This window comes from Mycolicibacterium pulveris (genome assembly GCF_010725725.1).
Classification (GTDB): domain Bacteria; phylum Actinomycetota; class Actinomycetes; order Mycobacteriales; family Mycobacteriaceae; genus Mycobacterium; species Mycobacterium pulveris.
In genome coordinates this window covers 4,572,905-4,591,076 of the sequence record NZ_AP022599.1, presented here as the reverse complement: position 1 = coordinate 4,591,076, position 18,172 = coordinate 4,572,905, and the positions used below count along the sequence as shown (strand labels likewise).

22 protein-coding genes are annotated in these 18,172 nt (G+C 68.1%); 12 read left to right on the top strand and 10 right to left on the bottom strand.

Annotated elements, in window-relative coordinates; translation table 11 throughout:
- The first annotated feature begins 56 nt into the window (after positions 1-56).
- Positions 57-950 (top strand): alpha/beta fold hydrolase, encoded by an 894-nt coding sequence (locus G6N28_RS22240; RefSeq protein ID WP_163904075.1) that lies wholly within the window; start codon positions 57-59, stop codon positions 948-950.
- On the opposite strand, the gene prcA is transcribed toward G6N28_RS22240, so the two are convergent.
- The 4 genes from prcA to dop all read right to left on the bottom strand — a co-directional run bounded on the left by prcA (position 947) and on the right by dop (position 4,376).
- Positions 947-1,672 carry a proteasome subunit alpha gene (prcA, locus tag G6N28_RS22235; RefSeq protein WP_163904073.1) on the bottom strand — a complete coding sequence of 242 codons (726 nt, stop codon included), beginning with the start codon at positions 1,670-1,672 and terminating at the stop codon, positions 947-949. The genes G6N28_RS22240 and prcA overlap by 4 nt on opposite strands.
- Positions 1,669-2,574, bottom strand: coding sequence for a proteasome subunit beta (gene prcB / locus G6N28_RS22230; protein ID WP_179962135.1), 906 nt, complete (start codon positions 2,572-2,574; stop codon positions 1,669-1,671). The genes prcA and prcB overlap by 4 nt, the downstream gene beginning before the upstream one ends.
- Positions 2,571-2,765: a ubiquitin-like protein Pup gene (locus G6N28_RS22225; RefSeq protein WP_003887572.1), complete on the bottom strand. Its 195-nt coding sequence runs from the start codon at positions 2,763-2,765 to the stop codon at positions 2,571-2,573. Before G6N28_RS22225 ends, prcB begins: the two co-directional genes overlap by 4 nt.
- A 102-nt stretch (positions 2,766-2,867) precedes the next feature.
- Positions 2,868-4,376: a pup deamidase/depupylase gene (gene dop / locus G6N28_RS22220; protein WP_163904068.1), complete on the bottom strand. Its 1,509-nt coding sequence runs from the start codon at positions 4,374-4,376 to the stop codon at positions 2,868-2,870.
- A 40-nt stretch (positions 4,377-4,416) separates the two neighbouring features.
- On the opposite strand from dop, the gene G6N28_RS22215 reads away from it, so the two are divergent.
- The 3 genes from G6N28_RS22215 (at position 4,417) to G6N28_RS22205 (ending at position 7,501) form a co-directional block, all read left to right on the top strand.
- A complete protein-coding gene (locus G6N28_RS22215; RefSeq protein WP_235674657.1) occupies positions 4,417-5,586 on the top strand; it encodes a hypothetical protein in 1,170 nt (389 codons plus the stop codon).
- A 45-nt stretch (positions 5,587-5,631) separates the two neighbouring features.
- The gene (locus G6N28_RS22210) at positions 5,632-6,774 is read left to right on the top strand and encodes a hypothetical protein (RefSeq protein WP_163906533.1); all 1,143 of its coding nucleotides are present in this window, start codon (positions 5,632-5,634) and stop codon (positions 6,772-6,774) included.
- A gap of 103 nt (positions 6,775-6,877) precedes the next feature.
- Complete coding sequence (locus G6N28_RS22205; RefSeq protein WP_235674656.1) at positions 6,878-7,501, top strand: hypothetical protein; 624 nt, start codon at positions 6,878-6,880, stop codon at positions 7,499-7,501.
- Positions 7,502-7,589: 88 nt separating this feature from the next.
- Here G6N28_RS22205 and arc read toward each other — a convergent pair whose 3' ends face one another.
- Positions 7,590-9,425, bottom strand: coding sequence for a proteasome ATPase (arc, locus tag G6N28_RS22200; protein ID WP_163904066.1), 1,836 nt, complete (start codon positions 9,423-9,425; stop codon positions 7,590-7,592).
- Between the two features lie 146 nt (positions 9,426-9,571).
- On the opposite strand from arc, the gene G6N28_RS22195 reads away from it, so the two are divergent.
- Genes G6N28_RS22195 through G6N28_RS22185 form a run of 3 tightly spaced genes read left to right on the top strand, consistent with a single transcriptional unit; the run spans position 9,572 to position 10,919 of the window.
- Positions 9,572-10,066, top strand: coding sequence for an MTB12 family secreted protein (locus tag G6N28_RS22195; RefSeq protein WP_163904064.1), 495 nt, complete (start codon positions 9,572-9,574; stop codon positions 10,064-10,066).
- Positions 10,067-10,074: 8 nt separating this feature from the next.
- Positions 10,075-10,617: a lipoprotein LppK gene (locus G6N28_RS22190; RefSeq protein ID WP_163904062.1), complete on the top strand. Its 543-nt coding sequence runs from the start codon at positions 10,075-10,077 to the stop codon at positions 10,615-10,617.
- A 5-nt stretch (positions 10,618-10,622) separates the two neighbouring features.
- A complete protein-coding gene (locus tag G6N28_RS22185) occupies positions 10,623-10,919 on the top strand; it encodes a DUF503 domain-containing protein (RefSeq protein WP_163904060.1) in 297 nt (98 codons plus the stop codon).
- An 80-nt stretch (positions 10,920-10,999) separates the two neighbouring features.
- Here the strand turns inward: G6N28_RS22185 and G6N28_RS22180 are convergent, their stop codons facing one another.
- Positions 11,000-11,848 carry a tRNA (adenine-N1)-methyltransferase gene (locus G6N28_RS22180; protein WP_163904058.1) on the bottom strand — a complete coding sequence of 283 codons (849 nt, stop codon included), beginning with the start codon at positions 11,846-11,848 and terminating at the stop codon, positions 11,000-11,002.
- 75 nt (positions 11,849-11,923) lie between these two features.
- Between G6N28_RS22180 and G6N28_RS22175 the strand changes: the two genes are divergently transcribed.
- Genes G6N28_RS22175 through G6N28_RS22155 form a run of 5 tightly spaced genes read left to right on the top strand, consistent with a single transcriptional unit; the run spans position 11,924 to position 15,129 of the window.
- The gene (locus G6N28_RS22175) at positions 11,924-12,823 is read left to right on the top strand and encodes a RecB family exonuclease (protein WP_163904055.1); all 900 of its coding nucleotides are present in this window, start codon (positions 11,924-11,926) and stop codon (positions 12,821-12,823) included.
- On the top strand, positions 12,820-13,614 hold the full coding sequence (locus tag G6N28_RS22170; RefSeq protein ID WP_163904053.1) for a thioesterase family protein: 795 nt from the start codon (positions 12,820-12,822) through the stop codon (positions 13,612-13,614). Before G6N28_RS22175 ends, G6N28_RS22170 begins: the two co-directional genes overlap by 4 nt.
- Positions 13,615-13,662: 48 nt before the next feature.
- Positions 13,663-13,980, top strand: a complete 318-nt coding sequence (locus G6N28_RS22165; protein WP_163904051.1) for an ArsR/SmtB family transcription factor — start codon at positions 13,663-13,665, stop codon at positions 13,978-13,980.
- Positions 13,977-14,480 carry an SRPBCC family protein gene (locus G6N28_RS22160; protein ID WP_163904049.1) on the top strand — a complete coding sequence of 168 codons (504 nt, stop codon included), beginning with the start codon at positions 13,977-13,979 and terminating at the stop codon, positions 14,478-14,480. The genes G6N28_RS22165 and G6N28_RS22160 overlap by 4 nt, the downstream gene beginning before the upstream one ends.
- Before the next feature lies 1 nt (position 14,481).
- Positions 14,482-15,129, top strand: a complete 648-nt coding sequence (locus tag G6N28_RS22155) for a flavodoxin family protein (RefSeq protein ID WP_163904047.1) — start codon at positions 14,482-14,484, stop codon at positions 15,127-15,129.
- Here the strand turns inward: G6N28_RS22155 and G6N28_RS22150 are convergent.
- From G6N28_RS22150 to G6N28_RS22135, 4 genes are all read right to left on the bottom strand, one after another.
- Entirely contained in the window at positions 15,080-16,450 is a 1,371-nt protein-coding gene (locus G6N28_RS22150) for an FAD-containing oxidoreductase (RefSeq protein ID WP_163904045.1), read from the bottom strand. The two genes, G6N28_RS22155 and G6N28_RS22150, sit on opposite strands and share 50 nt — an antisense overlap.
- 9 nt (positions 16,451-16,459) lie before the next feature.
- Positions 16,460-16,942 carry a DUF4126 family protein gene (locus G6N28_RS22145; protein WP_163904043.1) on the bottom strand — a complete coding sequence of 161 codons (483 nt, stop codon included), beginning with the start codon at positions 16,940-16,942 and terminating at the stop codon, positions 16,460-16,462.
- Between the two features lie 67 nt (positions 16,943-17,009).
- Positions 17,010-17,861 carry an ATP phosphoribosyltransferase gene (gene hisG, locus G6N28_RS22140; RefSeq protein WP_163906530.1) on the bottom strand — a complete coding sequence of 284 codons (852 nt, stop codon included), beginning with the start codon at positions 17,859-17,861 and terminating at the stop codon, positions 17,010-17,012.
- 5 nt (positions 17,862-17,866) lie between these two features.
- A complete protein-coding gene (locus G6N28_RS22135; RefSeq protein ID WP_163904041.1) occupies positions 17,867-18,148 on the bottom strand; it encodes a phosphoribosyl-ATP diphosphatase in 282 nt (93 codons plus the stop codon).
- Positions 18,149-18,172: the final 24 nt, after the last annotated feature.

Sequence of the window (18,172 nt, the reverse complement as noted above, 5' to 3'; positions counted from 1 at the left end):
CCGAGAAAAACCCTTTTTGCGCGTGCTCGCGGGAGAAACCCGGCGAAAATGGGCCGATGTGGTCGCGCAGCGCCCCGGTGGACGGATTCCGGCTGGCTTTCGACCGATACGGCACCCCGGGCGCGCCGCCGGTGGTGCTGCTGCACGGCTGGCCCGGCAACCGGCACGACTACCGGCACGTCGTACCGCTGCTGGCCGACGCCGCCGACGTCATCGTGCCCGATCTGCGCGGCTTCGGCGGCTCCGACAAGCACGCCGTCGCGGTACGGCATTTCTACAGCGCGACCGCCCAAGCCAGCAGCGTCATCGGGTTGATCCGGGAACTGGAGCTGCCGCCGGTGGTGCTGGCCGGATACGACGTCGGCAGCCGCGTCGCGCAAAGCGTGGCCCGGATGCAACCCGACCTCGTCGCGGCGCTCGTGCTGTCACCGCCGCTGCCCGGCGCCGGCGACCGCGTGCTCAGCGCGCACGCCCAAAGCGAATTCTGGTATCAGGCCTTCCATCAACTACCGGTGGCCGCGCAGCTGATCGACGGCAACCCGGATGCGGTGCGGGATTACCTGCGCCACTTCTGGGTTCACTGGTCGGGCCCGAATTTCACGCTGCCGGACGAGGAGCTGGAGCGGCTGGTGGGCGACTACGCGCTGCCCGGGGCGTTCACCGCGTCGATCGCCTGGTATCGCGCGGGCGCCGGAATGATCGCTCAGGCGCTCACCGAGCTACCGCCGGAGCGGGCCATCAAGATTCGCGTGCCTGCCGAAGTGTTGTGGCCCCAGCACGATCCGCTGTTTCCGCGGGAGTGGTCCGACCGGCTCGACTACTACTTCACCGATGTACAGGTCAATTTCGCGTTCGACGCCGGCCATTTCACCCCGCTGGAGTGCCCGCGGCAGTTCGCCGAGTTGATTCTCATCCGCGCGGCGCCGAACGCGGAGCCGACGGCGCCCTAGGAGCTGCTGCCCGCCTGATCCTCGGGCAGCAGCCTGTCGAGCGCCGAGCCGGTGATCCGGCGGAACGCCCGCCGGGGCCGGTTGGCGTCCAGGATGGCCACCTCCAGCGTTGCAGGCCCGAGGTTTCGCGGTTCCGAGCCGCCGTTGGCGTCGACCTTCAGCGCGTCGACCGCGATCTTCACCGCATCGGCCAGGCTGGCGTTCTCGCGGTAGGACTCATTGAGCGCCGCGGTGATCGGATCCGTGGTGCCGCCCATGACCACGAAGTGCGGCTCGTCGGCGATCGACCCGTCGTAGGTGATGCGGTACAGCTCCGGCGGTTTGGTCTCGCCGTAATGCGCGACCTCGGCAACACACAGCTCGACCTCGTACGGCTTGGCCTGCTCGGTGAAGATGGTGCCGAGCGTCTGCGCGTAGACGTTGGCCAGCTGACGGCCGGTGACGTCGCGGCGGGCATATGCGTATCCGCGGGTGTCGGCGAACTGGATGCCGCCGCGACGCAGGTTGTCGAACTCGTTGAACCGCCCGACCGCGGCGAACCCGACACGGTCGTAGAGTTCGCTGACCTTCTGCAGTGAACGCGAAGGGTTCTCGGCGACGAACAACACCCCGTCGGCGTAGGCCAGCACCACCACGCTGCGGCCCTTGGCAATGCCCTTACGTGCGAGCTCCGAACGCTCGCGCATCGCCTGTTCGGGCGAGATGAAATATGGAAAGCTCACGAGTCTCCCCGCGCGTCAGTTGACCGGTGGACGGCATCCGGGCCGAACGTGTCGGCGCGCGAACGGTTTTCGATGACTTCGCGTGCGATCTCGGCGATCCGTTGTTCGGGCACCTCCTCGGCGCCGTCCTCGGTGATGATCACCGCCGTCGGATAGATCCCGCGCACCAGGTCCGGCCCACCGGTCGCCGAGTCGTCATCGGCAGCGTCGTAGAGCGCCTCGACGGCCACCCGCAGCGCCGAATCACCGTCGCGGACTTGGGAGTACAGCTTCTTCATCGACGACTTGGCGAAGATCGAGCCCGAGCCCACCGACTGATAGCCCTCTTCCTCGAAGTTCCACCCGCCCGCCGCGTCGAAGGACACGATGCGCCCGGCCGCTTCGGGGTTGGGGTCGTCGAGGTCATATCCGGCGAGCAGCGGCAGGGCCACGAAGCCCTGCAGGGCCGCGCCGAGGTTGCCGCGCACCATCGTGGACAGTCGGTTGACCTTCCCGGCGAACGTCAACGGCACACCTTCGAGCTTTTCGTAGTGCTCGAGTTCGACCGCGTAGAGCCGGGCGAACTCGACCGCGATCGCCGCGGTGCCCGCGATGCCGGTCGCCGTGTAGTCGTCGGTGATGTACACCTTCTGCACGTCGCGGCCGGCGATCATGTTGCCTTGGGTGGACCGGCGGTCGCCGGCCATCACCACGCCGCCGGGGAACTTCAGCGCGACGATCGTGGTGCCGTGCGGCACCGCATCGGTGACCGCGGCCTGGGTGTTCACGGGTAAGAGCTCCGGCGCCTGACGGCGCAACAAATCGGAAAAGGACGACAGGTCCATGGATACAGACGGTGCTACCGGGAAGGAGGGGAAAGAGGAGGTGGGCAGGGCCAGCTTTTCGCGGTCAGGCCAGCTCACTGTCCACCTTTCTGGACGTACGCGCGAACGAAGTCCTCGGCGTTCTCCTCCAGAACGTCGTCGATCTCGTCCAGCAGATCGTCGGTTTCCTCCGCCAGCTTCTCGCGACGCTCCTGCCCGGCGGCCGTGCTGCCGGTGAGGTCGTCGTCCTCGCCGCCACCACCGCCACGCTTGGTCTGCTCCTGAGCCATCGCTGCCTCCTGCTATGTCTATAGCCGTCGCGGGCGGGCCCACTGCTGCCCGCCGTGCTTCCACACTACCGGTCGGCACGCGAAATGCCGTGCTTAGTGTGATCAGGTCGTGAGCTGTTCGACCAGTTCGACGGCGCTGTCCACCGAGTCGAGCAGGGCGCCGACGTGCGCTTTGCTGCCGCGCAGCGGCTCCAGGGTGGGAATCCGGACGAGCGAATCCCCGCCCAGGTCGAAGATGACCGAGTCCCAGCTGGCGGCCGCGATGTCGGCCCCGAACCGCCGCAGGCACTCGCCGCGGAAGTACGCGCGGGTGTCGGTGGGCGGGTTGTCGACCGCGTCGAGCACCTGCTGCTCGGTGACCAGCCGTTTCATCGATCCGCGCGCCACCAGCCGGTTGTAGAGGCCCTTGTCGAGGCGCACATCGGAGTACTGCAGGTCGACGAGGTGCAGCCGCGGCGCCGACCACCCCAGGTTCTCGCGCTGCCGGAAGCCCTCCAGCAGCCGCAGCTTGGCGGGCCAGTCGAGGATCTCCGCGCACTCCATCGGGTCGCGTTCGAGCAGATCCAGCACGTGCGCCCACGTCTCGACGATGTCGTTGGCGCGCGGGTCGGGGTCGCGGCTGTCGACCAGCTTGGCCACCCGGTCGAGGTAAATGCGTTGCAACGCAAGCCCGGTCAGCTCACGGCCGTCGGCAAGCGCGACAGTGGCCCGAAGCGACGGGTCTCGGCTGAGGACGTGAACCGCGTGCACCGGCCGGGCCAGAGCCAGGTCGGAGAGGTCGGCTCCGAATTGTGGGCCCTCCTCGATCAGGTCGAGCACCAGCGCGGTGGTGCCGAGCTTGAGGTAGGTCGAGGTCTCCGACAGGTTGGCGTCGCCGATGATCACGTGCAGCCGGCGGTACTTGTCGGCGTCGGCGTGCGGCTCGTCGCGGGTGTTGATGATGCCGCGCTTGAGCGTGGTCTCCAGGCCGACCTCGACCTCGATGTAGTCGGCGCGCTGGGAGAGCTGGAAGCCCGGCTCGTCACCGGACGGGCCGATGCCGACCCGTCCCGAACCGGTGACCACCTGGCGGGACACCAGGAACGGCGTCAGCCCGGCGATCACCGCGGAGAACGGCGTCTGACGCGACATCAGGTAGTTCTCGTGCGAACCGTAGGAGGCGCCCTTGCCGTCCACGTTGTTCTTGTAGAGCTGCAGTTTGACGGCCCCCGGCACGCTGGCGACGTGCCGCGCGGCGGCCTCCATCACCCGCTCACCGGCCTTGTCCCAGATCACCGCGTCCAGCGGGTCGGTGGTCTCCGGCGCCGAGTACTCCGGGTGGGCATGGTCGACGTACAGCCGCGCGCCGTTGGTGAGGATCATGTTGGCGGCGCCGACCTCGTCGGCGTCCACGATCGGCGGCGGCCCCGCCGAGCGGCTCAAATCGAATCCGCGGGCGTCGCGCAGCGGCGATTCCACCTCGTAGTCCCAGCGGGTGCGCTTGGCACGCTGGATCCCGGCGGCGGCCGCATAGGCCAGCACCGCCTGCGTCGACGTCAGAATCGGATTCGCGGTCGGATCGGACGGCGACGAAATGCCGTACTCGACCTCGGTCCCGATAATCCGTTGCATGTCGCCCAGCGTAGGCGACGCCGCACAGTAGCCTGCCACCGTGCCGTCCAATCGCCAGGCCAAACAGGCCGATGAGGTGGCGCTGCGCCGCGCCGCCGATGCCTGGTTCCTCGACCACGGACTGCCCGCCGTGCTGCGGCCGGGCGCCCTGGTCCGTCGCGTGTGGCCGCGGTCTGCGCCGGCGCTGGCGGCGTTCGCGGTGTTCATGGCCAATTCCGCACTCGTGGTGCAGGTCACCGGCAAGCACACCATCAACATCGACGGGCAGCCGACCCGCACCGAGTGGTTCGTGCTGGCGCTGGTGGTCCTGGTGCTGCCTGCCGCGGCGTTGATCGGCTGGCTGGTGTCACGCATCGCCACGGTGTCGGGGCGCACCGTGGCGGCGACGGCGTCGCTGGCCGTCGCCGTCGCGGGCGGCATCGTCGGTGGGCCGGGCCCACGGGTGATCGGCGACCTGATCTTCGAGGCGATCGTCGTCGCCATCATTCTGGCGGCCACCGCGTGCGGCGCCGGGTCGATCATGAGCTGGACGGCGCGAATGACGTTGTCGCACCTGGCCGCCGCGGGCTCGCTGGTGATCAGAGCGTTGCCGGTGCTGCTGCTGACGATTCTGGTGTTCTTCAACTCGCCGGTGTGGTTGATGGCGGGCAAGATCTCACGGGAGCGGATGTGGCTGGCGGTGGTGTTTCTCGGGCTGATCGCCGCGACCTTCCTGGTGTCGGTGACGGGCGACAGGTTCCGGCCGCTGATGGAAACCCAGGGCCTGCTCGACGGCCGTGAAGCACACTTGGACGCAACACCTTTCGAGGCGATGCCCGACCCACCGGGCACCCTCCCGCTGCGCAGGCCCGAGCAGCTCAACGTGATGTTCGTGTTGGTGGTCTCCCAGCTCGCCCACATCCTCGTCGTGGCCGTCGTCACGGCGCTGATCTTCCTTGTGCTGGGGCTGATCGTGCTGTCCCCCGACGTGTTGGCCGCCTGGACGCAGAACGGGTCAAGCGACGGAACGCTTCTCGGCATGACGATCCCGGTGCCCCAGGCGCTGCTGCACGTGACCATGTTCCTGGGCGCGCTGACGTTCATGTACGTCAGCGCCAGGTCGGTCGGCGACAGTGACTACCGCACGCAGTTCCTCGATCCGCTGACCGACGATCTGCGGCTGACGTTGGTGGCCCGCAACCGCTACCGGGCCTACGTCTCGGCGCGCTGACCCGCGGGAGCCGTCGTCATCGCGCACAATGTGGCGGTGTCCGACATGCGGCAGGTCCATGACTGGTTCCTGCAGCGCGGGCTGCCGCTGGTGCTGACCCGCCGGGTCCGTTCGCGTGCGCTGGTGGAGCGCTCCGCGCCGATGGTCAGCGGCATCGGCGCCGTGGTGGCGCTGACGATGACGCTGGCCGTGCTGACCGGCGCCGATCCCGACTACGGCCTCGCGGCCCGCCTGGCGGTGCTGAGCCTCGTGTTGATCGCGGCGCCGTTCGCGCTGCACGCGCTGCACCGGGCGAGAACGACGCGCTCCGAAGCGGGTCGACGATCCGCGGCGCTGCTGGTGATGGCCCTGTTCGTGTTCGGGCTTCCGTTCGCCGACAGCGGATTTTCGGGTATCGCCGCGGCCGAGGCGCTGGTGTTCGCGCTGATCGCGCTTATGGCGATCTGGTTGACCTACATCGGGTTCGGCTCGATCGCGCTGTGGGCGTTCCGGTTCGCGTCGGTGCAGCTGGGAGCGCTCGGCACGCTGATGAGTCGGGCGCTGCCGCTGTTGATGATCACCGTGGTGGTGTATTTCACCGGTGAGCTGTGGCAGTTGGCGGCTCGGATGTCCCGTCAACGACTCTGGGAGACAATCGGTTTCCTCTCGATCGTGGCGCTGTTGTTCGTGGTGACCACCATCCGCGACGAGGTGCAGGCCCTGCGCGAGGACCGTGCCGAACTGCACGATCCCGCCAAGCTGCTGGTTGGCACCCCGCTGGCCGTCCAGCCCGGACGCGAGCCTGCGCGCACTGCCCTGTCGCTGGCCGAGCAGGTCAACGTCGTCGCGGTGATGGTGGTGTCGCAGGCGATCCAGGTGGTGTTCTTCACCGTCGGGATCTTCGCGTTCTTCCTGGCGTTGGGCATCGTCGCCGTGCCCGACGACGTGGCCGTGCTGTGGTCGGCCGAGCAGTCCTGTGCCGTGGGGCAACCGCCATGTCCGGGAACGTGGTTCGGCGTCACCGTGCCGGTCCCGCAGACGGTGGTGCACGTGTCGCTGTTCGTGGCTGTGCTGTCGGGGCTGTACTTCACCGTCAGCACCAGCGTCGACCCCCTGTACCGGGAGCGGTTCTTCGAACCGCTGATCGCCGATGTGGCCGTCAGCCTCGCCGGTCGAGACGCCTACCTGGAGATGGAAACCACCCGCTGACCCCCTGCACCAGGAGGGCGAGCGTGCGTGTCTGAGCCCGACACGCCGAGAATTTTCACGATTTCGCGCACGCTCGTCGCGCCGGCGCGGATACGTTCGCGGTATGTCCGACGACATGACCACGACGACCGACGTCTTCGGAAAGCGCTACGGCGAGGTCCTGCTGGTGCGCAACGGCCCGAGCGGTCCGGAAGCCACCGTCTACAACACCTTTCCCCTCAACGACTGCCCCGCCGAGCTGTGGGAGAAGCTCGACGCGGAGGCCATCGCCGCCGACAACGGCGCCGTCGCCGCTCTGCTCAACGGGCCCCGCTATTGGCTGATGAACAGCATCGGCAAACGCGGTCGAGAAACACTGGAGCGCAAGACCTTCGGCGGTATCGAAATGATCTGCCAGGCGACCGTGCAGATGGCTTCGATGAACCCCGGGCCCTACAACGTCAACCGCGTGGACCGCAAGGCGGTGTTCACCTTCGACGCCGGCCGCGAGGTCTACGAGCTCGTCGACCCCGACGGCCGAGCCTGGGTGATGCAGACCTGGAGTCAGACGGTCGATCCGTCGTTGTCGCTGGCCGACCTGCCCGGGTTGGCGGCCCGGCTGTCGCTACCTGCGGGCTGGACCTTCCGAGCGCGGGCGCTGACGTCGCCGTTGGTGGTCGACACCGCGACCGAGGACGCCTGCGTGACCCAGGACGACCTGGCCAACAGCTACTCGCTGCAGACCTGACCGACCCGACGCCGCGCCGCGAGCGTGCGCAAACTCTTGCGCCTGAGCGGCGTGTCGCCCTCTGACACGCACGCTCGCGGTGATAGCGCTACAGGTATTGGCCCAGGTTGCTCTCGGTGTCGATCGCCCGGCTGGCCGACGACGTCTTGCCGGTGACCAGCGTGCGGATGTAGACGATGCGCTCGCCCTTCTTGCCCGAGATCCGCGCCCAGTCATCGGGATTGGTGGTGTTGGGCAGGTCCTCGTTCTCGGCGAACTCGTCGACGATCGAGTCGAGCAGATGCTGGATGCGCAGACCGGGCTGACCGGTCTCCAGCACCGACTTGATCGCGTACTTCTTGGCCCGGTCGACGACGTTCTGGATCATCGCGCCGGAGTTGAAGTCCTTGAAGTACATGACCTCTTTGTCGCCGTTGGCGTAGGTCACCTCGAGGAACCGGTTGTCGTCGATCTCGGCGTACATCCGGTCGACGACCTTCTCGATCATCGCCTTGATGGTCAGCGACCGGTCGCCGTTGAACTCGGCGAGGTCGTCGGCGTGCACCGGCAGGTCCTCGGTCAGGTACTTGCTGAAGATGTCCTGCGCCGCTTCGGCATCCGGCCGCTCGATCTTGATCTTGACGTCCAGGCGGCCGGGCCGCAGGATCGCCGGGTCGATCATGTCCTCGCGGTTGGAGGCGCCGATGACGATGACGTTCTCCAGCCCCTCGACACCGTCGATCTCCGACAGCAGCTGTGGCACGACCGTGGTCTCCACATCCGAGCTCACGCCCGTGCCGCGGGTGCGGAAGATCGAGTCCATCTCGTCGAAGAACACGATCACCGGGGTGCCCTCGGACGCCTTCTCGCGCGCCCGCTGGAAGATCAGCCGGATGTGGCGCTCGGTCTCGCCGACGAACTTGTTCAGCAGCTCCGGGCCCTTGATGTTGAGGAAGTAGCTCTTGGCCTCGCGGGCGTCGTCGCCGCGCACCTCAGCCATCTTCTTGGCCAGCGAGTTGGCGACCGCCTTGGCGATCAGCGTCTTACCGCAGCCGGGCGGGCCGTAGAGCAGCACACCCTTGGGCGGACGCAGCGAGTACTCCCGGTAGAGCTCCTTGTGCAGGAACGGCAGCTCGACCGCGTCGCGGATCTGCTCGATCTGGCGACCCAGCCCGCCGATGTCGTTGTAGCTGACATCGGGAACTTCCTCGAGCACCAGGTCCTCGACCTCGGCCTTGGGAATCCGCTCGAAGGCGTATCCGGCCTTTGTGTCGACGAGCAGCGAGTCGCCCGGCCGCAGCCGGCGGGGCCGGCCGTCGTCGGGTGCGTCGTCGTCATCGGGCAGGTCGCCCGCCGAGACCAGCGGCTCGGCCAGCCAGACGATGCGTTCCTCGTCGGCGTGACCCACGACGAGTGCCCGATGACCGTCGGCGAGAATCTCACGCAGCGTGCTGATCTCACCGACCGCCTCGAAGTTGCCGGCCTCCACGACCGTCAGCGCTTCGTTGAGCCGGACCGTCTGGCCCTGCTTGAGCGTCTTGGTGTCAATGTTCGGCGAGCACGTCAGGCGCATCTTGCGGCCGGAGGTGAACACGTCGACGGTGTCGTCGTCCTGCACTCCGAGCAGCACGCCGTATCCGCTCGGCGGCTGGCCGAGGCGATCGACCTCTTCGCGCAAGGCGAGCAGCTGCTGGCGAGCCTCTTTAAGAGTTTCCATCAATTTGGCGTTTCGGGCCGCAAGCGAATCGATGCGCGCCTCGAGCTGATGCACATCACGCGCGCTGCGCAGCCCGCTCTGCGCGCCCACCGAGTTCTCCAACTGCTCTCGCAGAAGCGCGGCCTCCCGGCGCAGCTCCTCGAGCTCAGCGGCATCGTCGCTGGACATGCCTGATTCGCGGCTGCCGAAACCCTCTGGGTAGGGTTCGGAACGCTCGGATTCACTCATGTTGCGCCCCTTCCCGCACCGGAAGTTGGTGCAGTAACAACATCAACGCTACCGGCGATTCACGCATTGTGTGCGGTGTAGCAATTCGACACACCACCACTACTTGTTAACCTCTCTGCTCAGTCGGGCCGACCGAAAGGACAATCGTGACCCTGAAAACCCTCGTTACCGGCGTGGCAGCGGCTGCTGTCGTAGGCGGCGCGGCGGCGGGTGTGACTTCCGTTGCATCCACTGTGAATTCTGCCGCGCCGGCCGTGCAACCGGTGGTATGGGACATCCCCCTACCGCAGGCGCCGGCACCGGAGCTCGAGGGCCCGCTGCTGACGACGCTCAACGCGCTTGCCGGTGGAGGCTCCTTCGGCGGCGCCAAGGAGGCCTACATTCAGGGCGGCATCGGGCGAATCGAGGCCCTCACCGCGGACCGTGCGTTCAACAACGCCGCGGAGCGGGGCGTATTCCCGCTGTCCTTCACGCTCTCCGGAATTGAGCAGAACGGCCCGTCCGCGACCGCGAACGTCACCGCCGCGGCCGCCAACGGCTCGGTGGCCACCCAGAACGTCCTCTTCGTCGCGGGTCCGAGTCCGACCGGCTGGCAGATCTCGAAGGCGTCGGCCTTGGCCCTGCTGTCGGCAGCCGGCTGATCGGTCCGGTGCACCGCACCGCGCGATTCCTCGTCCTGGGCGCCGTCGCGATCGCGGCGGCGCTCGGGCTTGGCGCGTGTGGCGCGGACGACCCGTCCCCACCCGCGGCCAGCGAGACGCTGCCGCCCATCACCAAACCCCCCACGGTGCCATCTGAGCCCGACCCCGCCGCGGCCCCGCTTCCCCCCGACACCGCACTGACCGACGTGATCTACCGGCTCGCCGATCCGGCCGTGCCCGGCGTCGAGAAGCTCAACCTGGTGCAGCACGCCACCCCCGACGACGCTGCCGCGCTCGACAAGTTCGCCCGCGCGCTCGCCGACGGCGGCTTCGCCCCGCTGACCGTGGAGGCACACGACATGAGCTGGTCGCAGGGCGAGCCGGGCGGCATCGTGGCACGCATCGTCATCAAGCCCGCCGATCCGCAAGCCGGCGAGTTCGCCTTCCCGATGGAGTTCAGCCCCGCCCAAGACAGCTGGCAGTTGACCCGTCAGACTGCCGACGTGCTGCTGTATGCGGACAAGGACCCGTCACCGACACCGACGCGCTGATCCCGATGTGGATCGGCTGGCTGCAATTCGATCTCCTGCTCGGCGACGTGCGGTCGCTCAAGCAGAAGCGGTCGGTGATCCGGCCCGTCATCGCCGAGTTGCGACGCCGGTTCTCCGTGTCGGCCGCCGAGACCGGCGCCCAGGACCTGTACCGCCGCGCGAACATCGGCGTCGCGGTGGTGTCCGCGGATCGCGACCATGTGGTCGAGGTGCTCGACGCCGCCGAGCGGTTGGTGGCGGCACGCCCGGAGATGGAGCTGTTGTCGGCGCAGCGGGGCCTGCTGCGCGACACGGATAACTAGGTTTCCGCCGAAACCGACGCTTTGGTCGTTTCGCGGCCCGGATTTCGACCATTGCGTCGGTCTCGGCGATCAAAATCGGACTAGATGCCGTTGCCGAGTTGACGTTTGCGCCGTGCCGGCGTCGGCGCCACCGTTCCGGGCGCCAGCCTGCGCGCGCTGATCAGAAACGCCGTATGTCCACGCATCGTGTGCTGCGGGCGCACCGCGAGGCCGACGACGTGCCACCCGCGCTGCATGCTCTCCCAGGCCCTCGGCTCGGTCCAGCACTGCTGTTCGCGCAGCGCCTCCACCGCGCGTGACAGCTGGGTCACCGTCGCGACGTAGATCATCAGCACACCGCCGGGCACCAGCGCGCTCGCGACCGCCTCCAGCACGTCCCAGGGGGCCAGCATGTCCAGCACGACGCGGTCGACTTCCGGGCCCGCGTAGTCGGCGAGGTCGCCGATCACCAACTCCCAGTTGTCCGGCCGCTCGCCGAAAAACGTTTCGACGTTGCGAGCCGCGTGCTCGGCATGGTCCTCACGCAGCTCATACGAGGTCACCCGGCCCTCACGGCCGACGGCGCGCAGCAGCGAGCACGTCAGCGCACCGGATCCCGCGCCGGCCTCCAGCACCGCGGCCCCGGGGAAGATGTCGCCCTCATGCACGATCTGGGCGGCGTCCTTCGGATAGACCACCTGCGCACCCCGCGGCATCGACATCACGTAGTCGACGAGCAGAGGACGCATCACCAGGAACTGGTCGCCGCTGGTCGACTTCACGACGCTGCCCTCCGGCAGCCCGATCACGTCGTCGAGCGAGATGACGCCGCGGTGGGTGTGGAACTCACCGCCGGGGGTGAGCACCATCGTGTAGTGCCTGCCCTTCGCGTCGGTGAGCTGAACGCGATCGCCGACGGCGAACGGACCGGTCCGCGATTTCCCTGCCACAGCCTTTCAGCGTGCCAGTCGACTCGCCGCCACGGGTGCCCGGGGGTTGTCAGAGCCGGGTCATAGGCTGCTCTCATGACCGACGTGCCGGCGCGCAGCCTGCCGGACGAGCCGGATCAGACGGCCCGGCGTCCGGCGTTGTCACCGTCGCGTGCGGCCGACTTCAAGCAGTGCCCGCTGCTGTACCGGTTCCGCGCGATCGACCGGTTGCCTGAGCCGCCTTCGCCCGCGCAGGTGCGCGGCTCGGTGGTGCATGCGGCCCTGGAGCGGCTCTACGCGCTGCCCGCCGCCGAACGGGGCCGCGAGACGGCGCTGACGCTGGTCGTCCCGGCCGCCGAACAGCTGGTGGCGGCCGAGCCCGGGCTGGCCGCGCAGATAGACCCCACCCTGCTGGACGAGGCGCGGGCGTTGTTGTCGGGCTATTACCGCCTCGAGGATCCGAGGCGGTTCGACCCGCAGAGCTGCGAACTGCGAGTCGAGGTCGAGCTCGAGGACGGCACGCTGCTGCGGGGTTTCGTCGACCGCATCGACGTCGCGCCCACCGGGGAGCTGCGCGTGGTCGATTACAAGACCGGCAAGGCGCCGCCGGAGGCACGGGCAGCCGCCGAGTTCAAGGCCATGTTCCAGATGAAGTTCTACGCGGTGGCGCTGCTGCGCTCACGTGGCGTGGTGCCCACCCGACTGCGGCTGCTGTACCTGGCCGACGGCCAGATCCTGGACTACACCCCCGACACCGACGAGCTGCTGCGGTTCGAGAAGACGCTGATGGCGATCTGGCGGGCCATCCAAGCCGCCGGGGCCAGCGGCGATTTCCGGCCCAGCCCGTCGCGGCTGTGTGACTGGTGCGCCCACCATGCGCACTGCCCGGTGTTCGGCGGCACGCCGCCGCCGTATCCCGGCTGGCCGCGCGTGCCGGACGAAGGTGCGGGCCCAGCAACCGAAGTGGTGCTGCGCGGCGCGGAGCCGGCTGCGTGATCGACTGCCACTACCGCCGGGTCGGCTCCGACGGCGAGTTCGCGATCTTCGATTCCACCGACGGCACCCGCAGCAACTGGGACGCCGAGATCCAGCACGGCTCACCGCCGTTGGCGCTGATGACCAAGCACATCGAGGCGCTCGCAGGCGATTCCGGGTTGCGCATCGGGCGGCTGACGCTGGACATCCTCGGTGCGATCCCGGTGGCCCGGGTGCGGGTGCGGGCCTGGGTGGACCGCCCGGGTAAGCGGATCTCGTTGATGGTCGCCGAGATGTCCGCGCAGCGGCCCGACGGCGACTATCGGGTGGTTGCGCGCGTCACGGCGTGGCTGCTGGCCACCAGCGACACCGCCGACGTTGCCACCGACCGCTATCCCCCGCTGGTCGAGGGCGAGGCGTTGGCCGTACCGCACGGCTGGCACGGCGCACCGGGCTACCTCGAGACGGTGAGCTGGCGCAGGCAGCCCGGCACCGGCGATACCGGAAGCGTGATCTGGCTGAGCCCGCTTGTCTCGCTGGTGGATTCCGAACCGATGACGGATCTGCAGGCGCTTGCAATGGTGGTCGATTCGGCCAACGGGGCCGGGGCGGCGCTCGACCCCGAACGGTTCGTGTTCATGAACACCGACACCGCTGTGCATCTGCACCGGTTACCGGTAGGCACCGACTTCGCGTTGCGTGGCCGCGGCTCGATCGGGCCCGACAGCATCGGGGTGACCACCGCGGAAATCTTTGACCGCCAGGGCTTTATCGGCACGTCGGCGCAGACGCTGCTGGTGCAGCGCCGCTGAGCATATATGCGCTTGCATCTATATAGATAAGATGCAATATTTGCGGGCATGGACGTCTTCGAAGCGGTCGCCGAACCGAGTCGGCGCGCCCTGCTCGATGCGCTCATCGACGGCGAGCGCACCGCGGGCGAACTGGTGGCCACGCTGCCCGAGCTGACCCAGCCGACGGTGTCCCGGCATCTGCGGGTGCTGCGCGAGGTCGGGTTGGTCGAGGTTCGCCCCGACGCGCAGCGCCGGATCTACGCGCTGCGCGCCGACGGTCTGGTCGCGATCGACAAGTGGATCGAGCGCTATCGGCACTACTGGGCCGATCATCTGGATGCCCTGGAGCGTCACCTGCACGACAAGCACGGGGACCGGAAATGACCGCGCGCGAAGGCAAACTCACCGTCGACGGCGACCGTGCGGTGCTCATGTTCGAGCGTCGCCTGCCGTACCCGGTGGAGGCGGTGTGGTCGGCGATCACCGACCCGGCCGAGCGTCGCCAGTGGTTCGGTGAGACGACGATCGATGCACGCGAAGGCGGCTCGATCGAGATGGTCGCCACCGGCCCGCCGCTACCCCCCGAACGTAAGCGGATGACCGGCCGCATCCTGGTGTGGGATCCGCCGAGAGTCCTCGAGCACGAATGGAAACAGCCGATCGTCGAGGACGGCGTGGTGCGCTACGAACTGATCCCCGACGGCGACGGCACGCTGCTGCGGTTCACCCACCGCGGCCTGGGTGTGGGCAATGCCAAGGGATTTCGCAGCGGCACCCACGCGTTTCTCGATCGGCTCGAAGCCTACCTCGCGGGCGACGCGTTGCCGGATTGGATGACGCGCCGTCAAGAGATCACCGGATCAACACGATTGGAGTTCGACTGACATGACGCACAACGGTTCTGACATCGCAGCGCCCGCGCTGGCGGTCGCCTACCAATCCGGGTTCGGGCACACCGCGGTGCTCGCCGACGCTGTCGCCGCGGGCGCGCGGGAGGTCGGCGCGGACGTCACGGTGATCGCCGTCGACCGGATGACCGAGACCGACTGGGACGTCCTGGACGGCGCCGACGGCATCGTGTTCGGCAGCGCGACCTACATGGGCAACGTCTCGGCGGGTTTCCAGGCGTTCGCCGAGAAGACCGGCCGACGCTGCGTCGAGGGCACCTGGCGGGACAAGACCGCCGCCGGCTTCACCAACTCGGGCGCCAAGTCCGGCGACAAGCTCGGCACGCTGATGTCATTGGCCGTGTTCGCGGCGCAACACCACATGCACTGGGTCAACCTGGGACTGCCCCCGGGATGGAACAGTTCACGCGGCAGCGAAAGCGATCTCAACCGGTTGGGCTTCTGGCTGGGCGCGGGCGCGCAGACCGACGTGGACGCCGGAACCGACCGGGTTCACGCCGCCGATATCCAGACCTGCCGTCACCTCGGGGCGCGGGTAGCGCTGGTGACCCGGCAGCTCAACATCGGACGTTCGGCTACGTCAGCGGAGTCATCTCCTGCAGCATCGTCGGCACCAACTCGCTGACCGTGGGGTGGATGTGCATGGTGCGCGAGATCGCGGTGTAGGGCTCGTCGGCGGTCATGATGTCGAGGATCGCGTGGATGACCTCGTCGCCGCCGACGCCCAGGATCGCCGCGCCGAGGATCTTCTCGGTTTCGGCGTCGACCACCACCTTCATGAAACCCTGCGTCTCCCCCTTCTCGACGGCGCGCCCCACCCGAGTCATCGGCCGCTTGCTCACCAACGCCTTTCGTCCTGACCGGCGCACCTGGTCGACCGTCATACCGGCCCGGCCCAGCGGCGGATCGATGTAGAGCGCATAGGTCAGCACGCGATCGCTGACCCGGCGCGGATCGTCGTCGAGCAGGTTGGCCGCCACGATCTCGAAGTCGTTGTACGACGTGTGCGTGAAGGCGCCCCGGCCGTTGCAGTCCCCCATCGCCCAGATGTGGGCGACGTTGGTGCGCAGCTGATCGTCGACCACGATGTAGCCCCGCTCGTCGGTTTCGACGCCGGCCCTGTCCAGACCGAGGTCGTCGGTGTTGGGCTGCCGACCCACCGCCATCAGCAGGTGGGTGCCGGCGACGGGCTGCGCACCGTCGCGGGGTATCACCTCGAAACCGTTGTCGTGCTTGGTGAACCGGATCGCGTTCGCATCGACGACCACCTCGATGCCCTCGGCTTCCAGGATCTCCTTGATGGCGGCCGAGACGTCCTCGTCTTCCCGTGAGGTCAGCCGTGGTCCCTTCTCGATCACCGTGACCTCGGCGCCGAACCGCCGGTACATCTGCGCGAACTCCAGCGCGATGTAGCTGCCGCCGATGATGACCAGATGTTCCGGCACGGTGGCGAGTTCGAGGATGCCGACGTTGGTCATGTAGTCGATTTCGGAGAGGCCGGGCATGTCGGGAGCCACCGCCCTGCCACCGACGTTGAGGAAGATCCGGTCGGCCTTCAACACCCGGTCGTCGACCCGGATGGTGTGCGGGCTCTCGAACCGGGCATGGCCCCGGATCACCGTGCATCCGGGCATGCCGTCCAGCCAGCCCTCGACGCCGCGGCGGTCATCATCGACGATGGCGTCCTTGCGGGCCTTGACCTTTCGCATGTCGACGGTGACATCGCCTGTGCTGACACCGTATTCCGCCCCGCGCCGCGCCAGGTGTGCCGCGTGCGCGCTGGCCACCAACGTCTTGGTGGGGATGCAGCCGTAGTTGACGCAGGTGCCGCCGAACAGTTTGCGCTCGATCACCGCGACCTGCTGCCCGGCCTCGGTCAGCCGGCCCGCCAGCGGCGGCCCCGCTTGACCGGCACCGACGATGATCGCGTCGAACTTCTCTGTCACGGCCGGCGCTCAGATCAGGCTGACGAGGAAGGCGATGAGAAATCCGCCGCCGACGGCGACGACGTCCTCGAGGATGGCGCCGGGCCGGTCCTGCCCGCTGCGCAGCGACGCCAACCGCTCCCGCGCCGCCGCGCCTGCCAGGGTGCCCAGCACCGCGCCGATGATTCCGGCGCCCAGCGAGCTGAACGTGTGGAAGAACGCGCTGCCGACGACCGCGCCGGCGAAGCCGCCCATGAGTAGCCGGGTGAGGAACTGAAGTGTCGTCTTACGACTCGGCGTCTGCGGCAGTTGGTCGGTCACCAACTCCACCAGAAGGAAGATCGTCAACACCGTGACGGTGACCGGATGTGCCATCCACTCAGACCACTTGTCGCCCACGTCGATCCAGCCCAGCAGGGCGCCCCATGAGACGATCGCGGGCGCCGTGAACGCCCGCAGGCCGGCGATCACACCGATCAGCAGGGCGAGCAAGAGTACGAGGGCGTGCGTCATGTCGGACCTCCGACCGGTGATAGCGACATTCGGACGCTAACACGGCCGACGTGCGCCGTCAGGGTGATCAGATGCGGCAGAACCGGATGTCAGAGGCCAGAATCGCCTTCGCGCCGATGGAACCCAGTTCGTCCATGATGGCGTTGACATCGCGACGCGGCACCAGTGCCCGCACGGCCACCCACGCGGTGTCGGCCAGCGGGGCGATGGTGGGCGACTCCAGCCCGGGCGTGACGGCGATCGCGTCGTCGAGCGCACTGCGCGGACAGTCGTAGTCCAGCATCAGGTACTGCTGGCCGAACACCACGCCCTGCACGCGCCCGGCCAATTGGTCACGCGCCGAGCGGTTGTCGTCGGAGGCGTCGATGCGTTCGATGAGCACCGCCTCTGAGTCGCACAGCGATTCGCCGAACGCCACCAGGTTGTGCAGGCCCAGGGTCCGGCCCGAACCCACCACGTCGGCGATCGCGTCGGCGACCCCGAGTTGCACCGAGATCTCCACCGCCCCGTCCAGCCGGATCACGGTCGCATCAATCCCCCTGGCCGCCAAGTCTTTTCGGACCAGATTCGGGAACGCGGTGGCGATCCGCTTGCCCGCGAGATCCTCGACCCGCCAGGTGCGCCCGGCCGGTGCGGCGTAGCGGAATGTCGAGTACCCGAAACCCAGCGCCAGGCGTTCGTGCACCGGCGCCTCGGACTCGGCCGCCAGATCGCGCCCGGTGATGCCGAAATCCAGCTCCCCGGACCCGACGTAGATGGCGATGTCCTTGGGCCGAAGGAAGAAGAACTCGACATTGTTGGCGGGATCGACGACGGTCAGGTCCTTCGAGTCGGTGCGACGGCGGTATCCGGCTTCCGACAGGATCTCGGACGCCGGTTCTGAAAGCGTGCCCTTGTTGGGTACCGCGACGCGCAGCATGTCGGTCACAGCTTCGCGTAGACGTCGTCGAGCGTGAGCCCACGCGCGATCATCAACACCTGCGTCCAATACAGCAATTGGCTGATCTCCTCGGCCAGGGCCTCGTCGCTCTCGTGTTCGGCGGCCAACCACACCTCGCCGGCCTCTTCGAGGATCTTCTTACCCAGCCCGTGTACGCCGCCGTCGAGCGCTGCGACGGTTGCGCTGCCTGCGGGCCGGGTCCGCGCCCGCTCGGACAGTTCGGCGAACAGGGCTTCGAAGGTCTTCACGGCACGCGATTGTTCCACGCCGGCGCGGCGGCGGTCACGCGG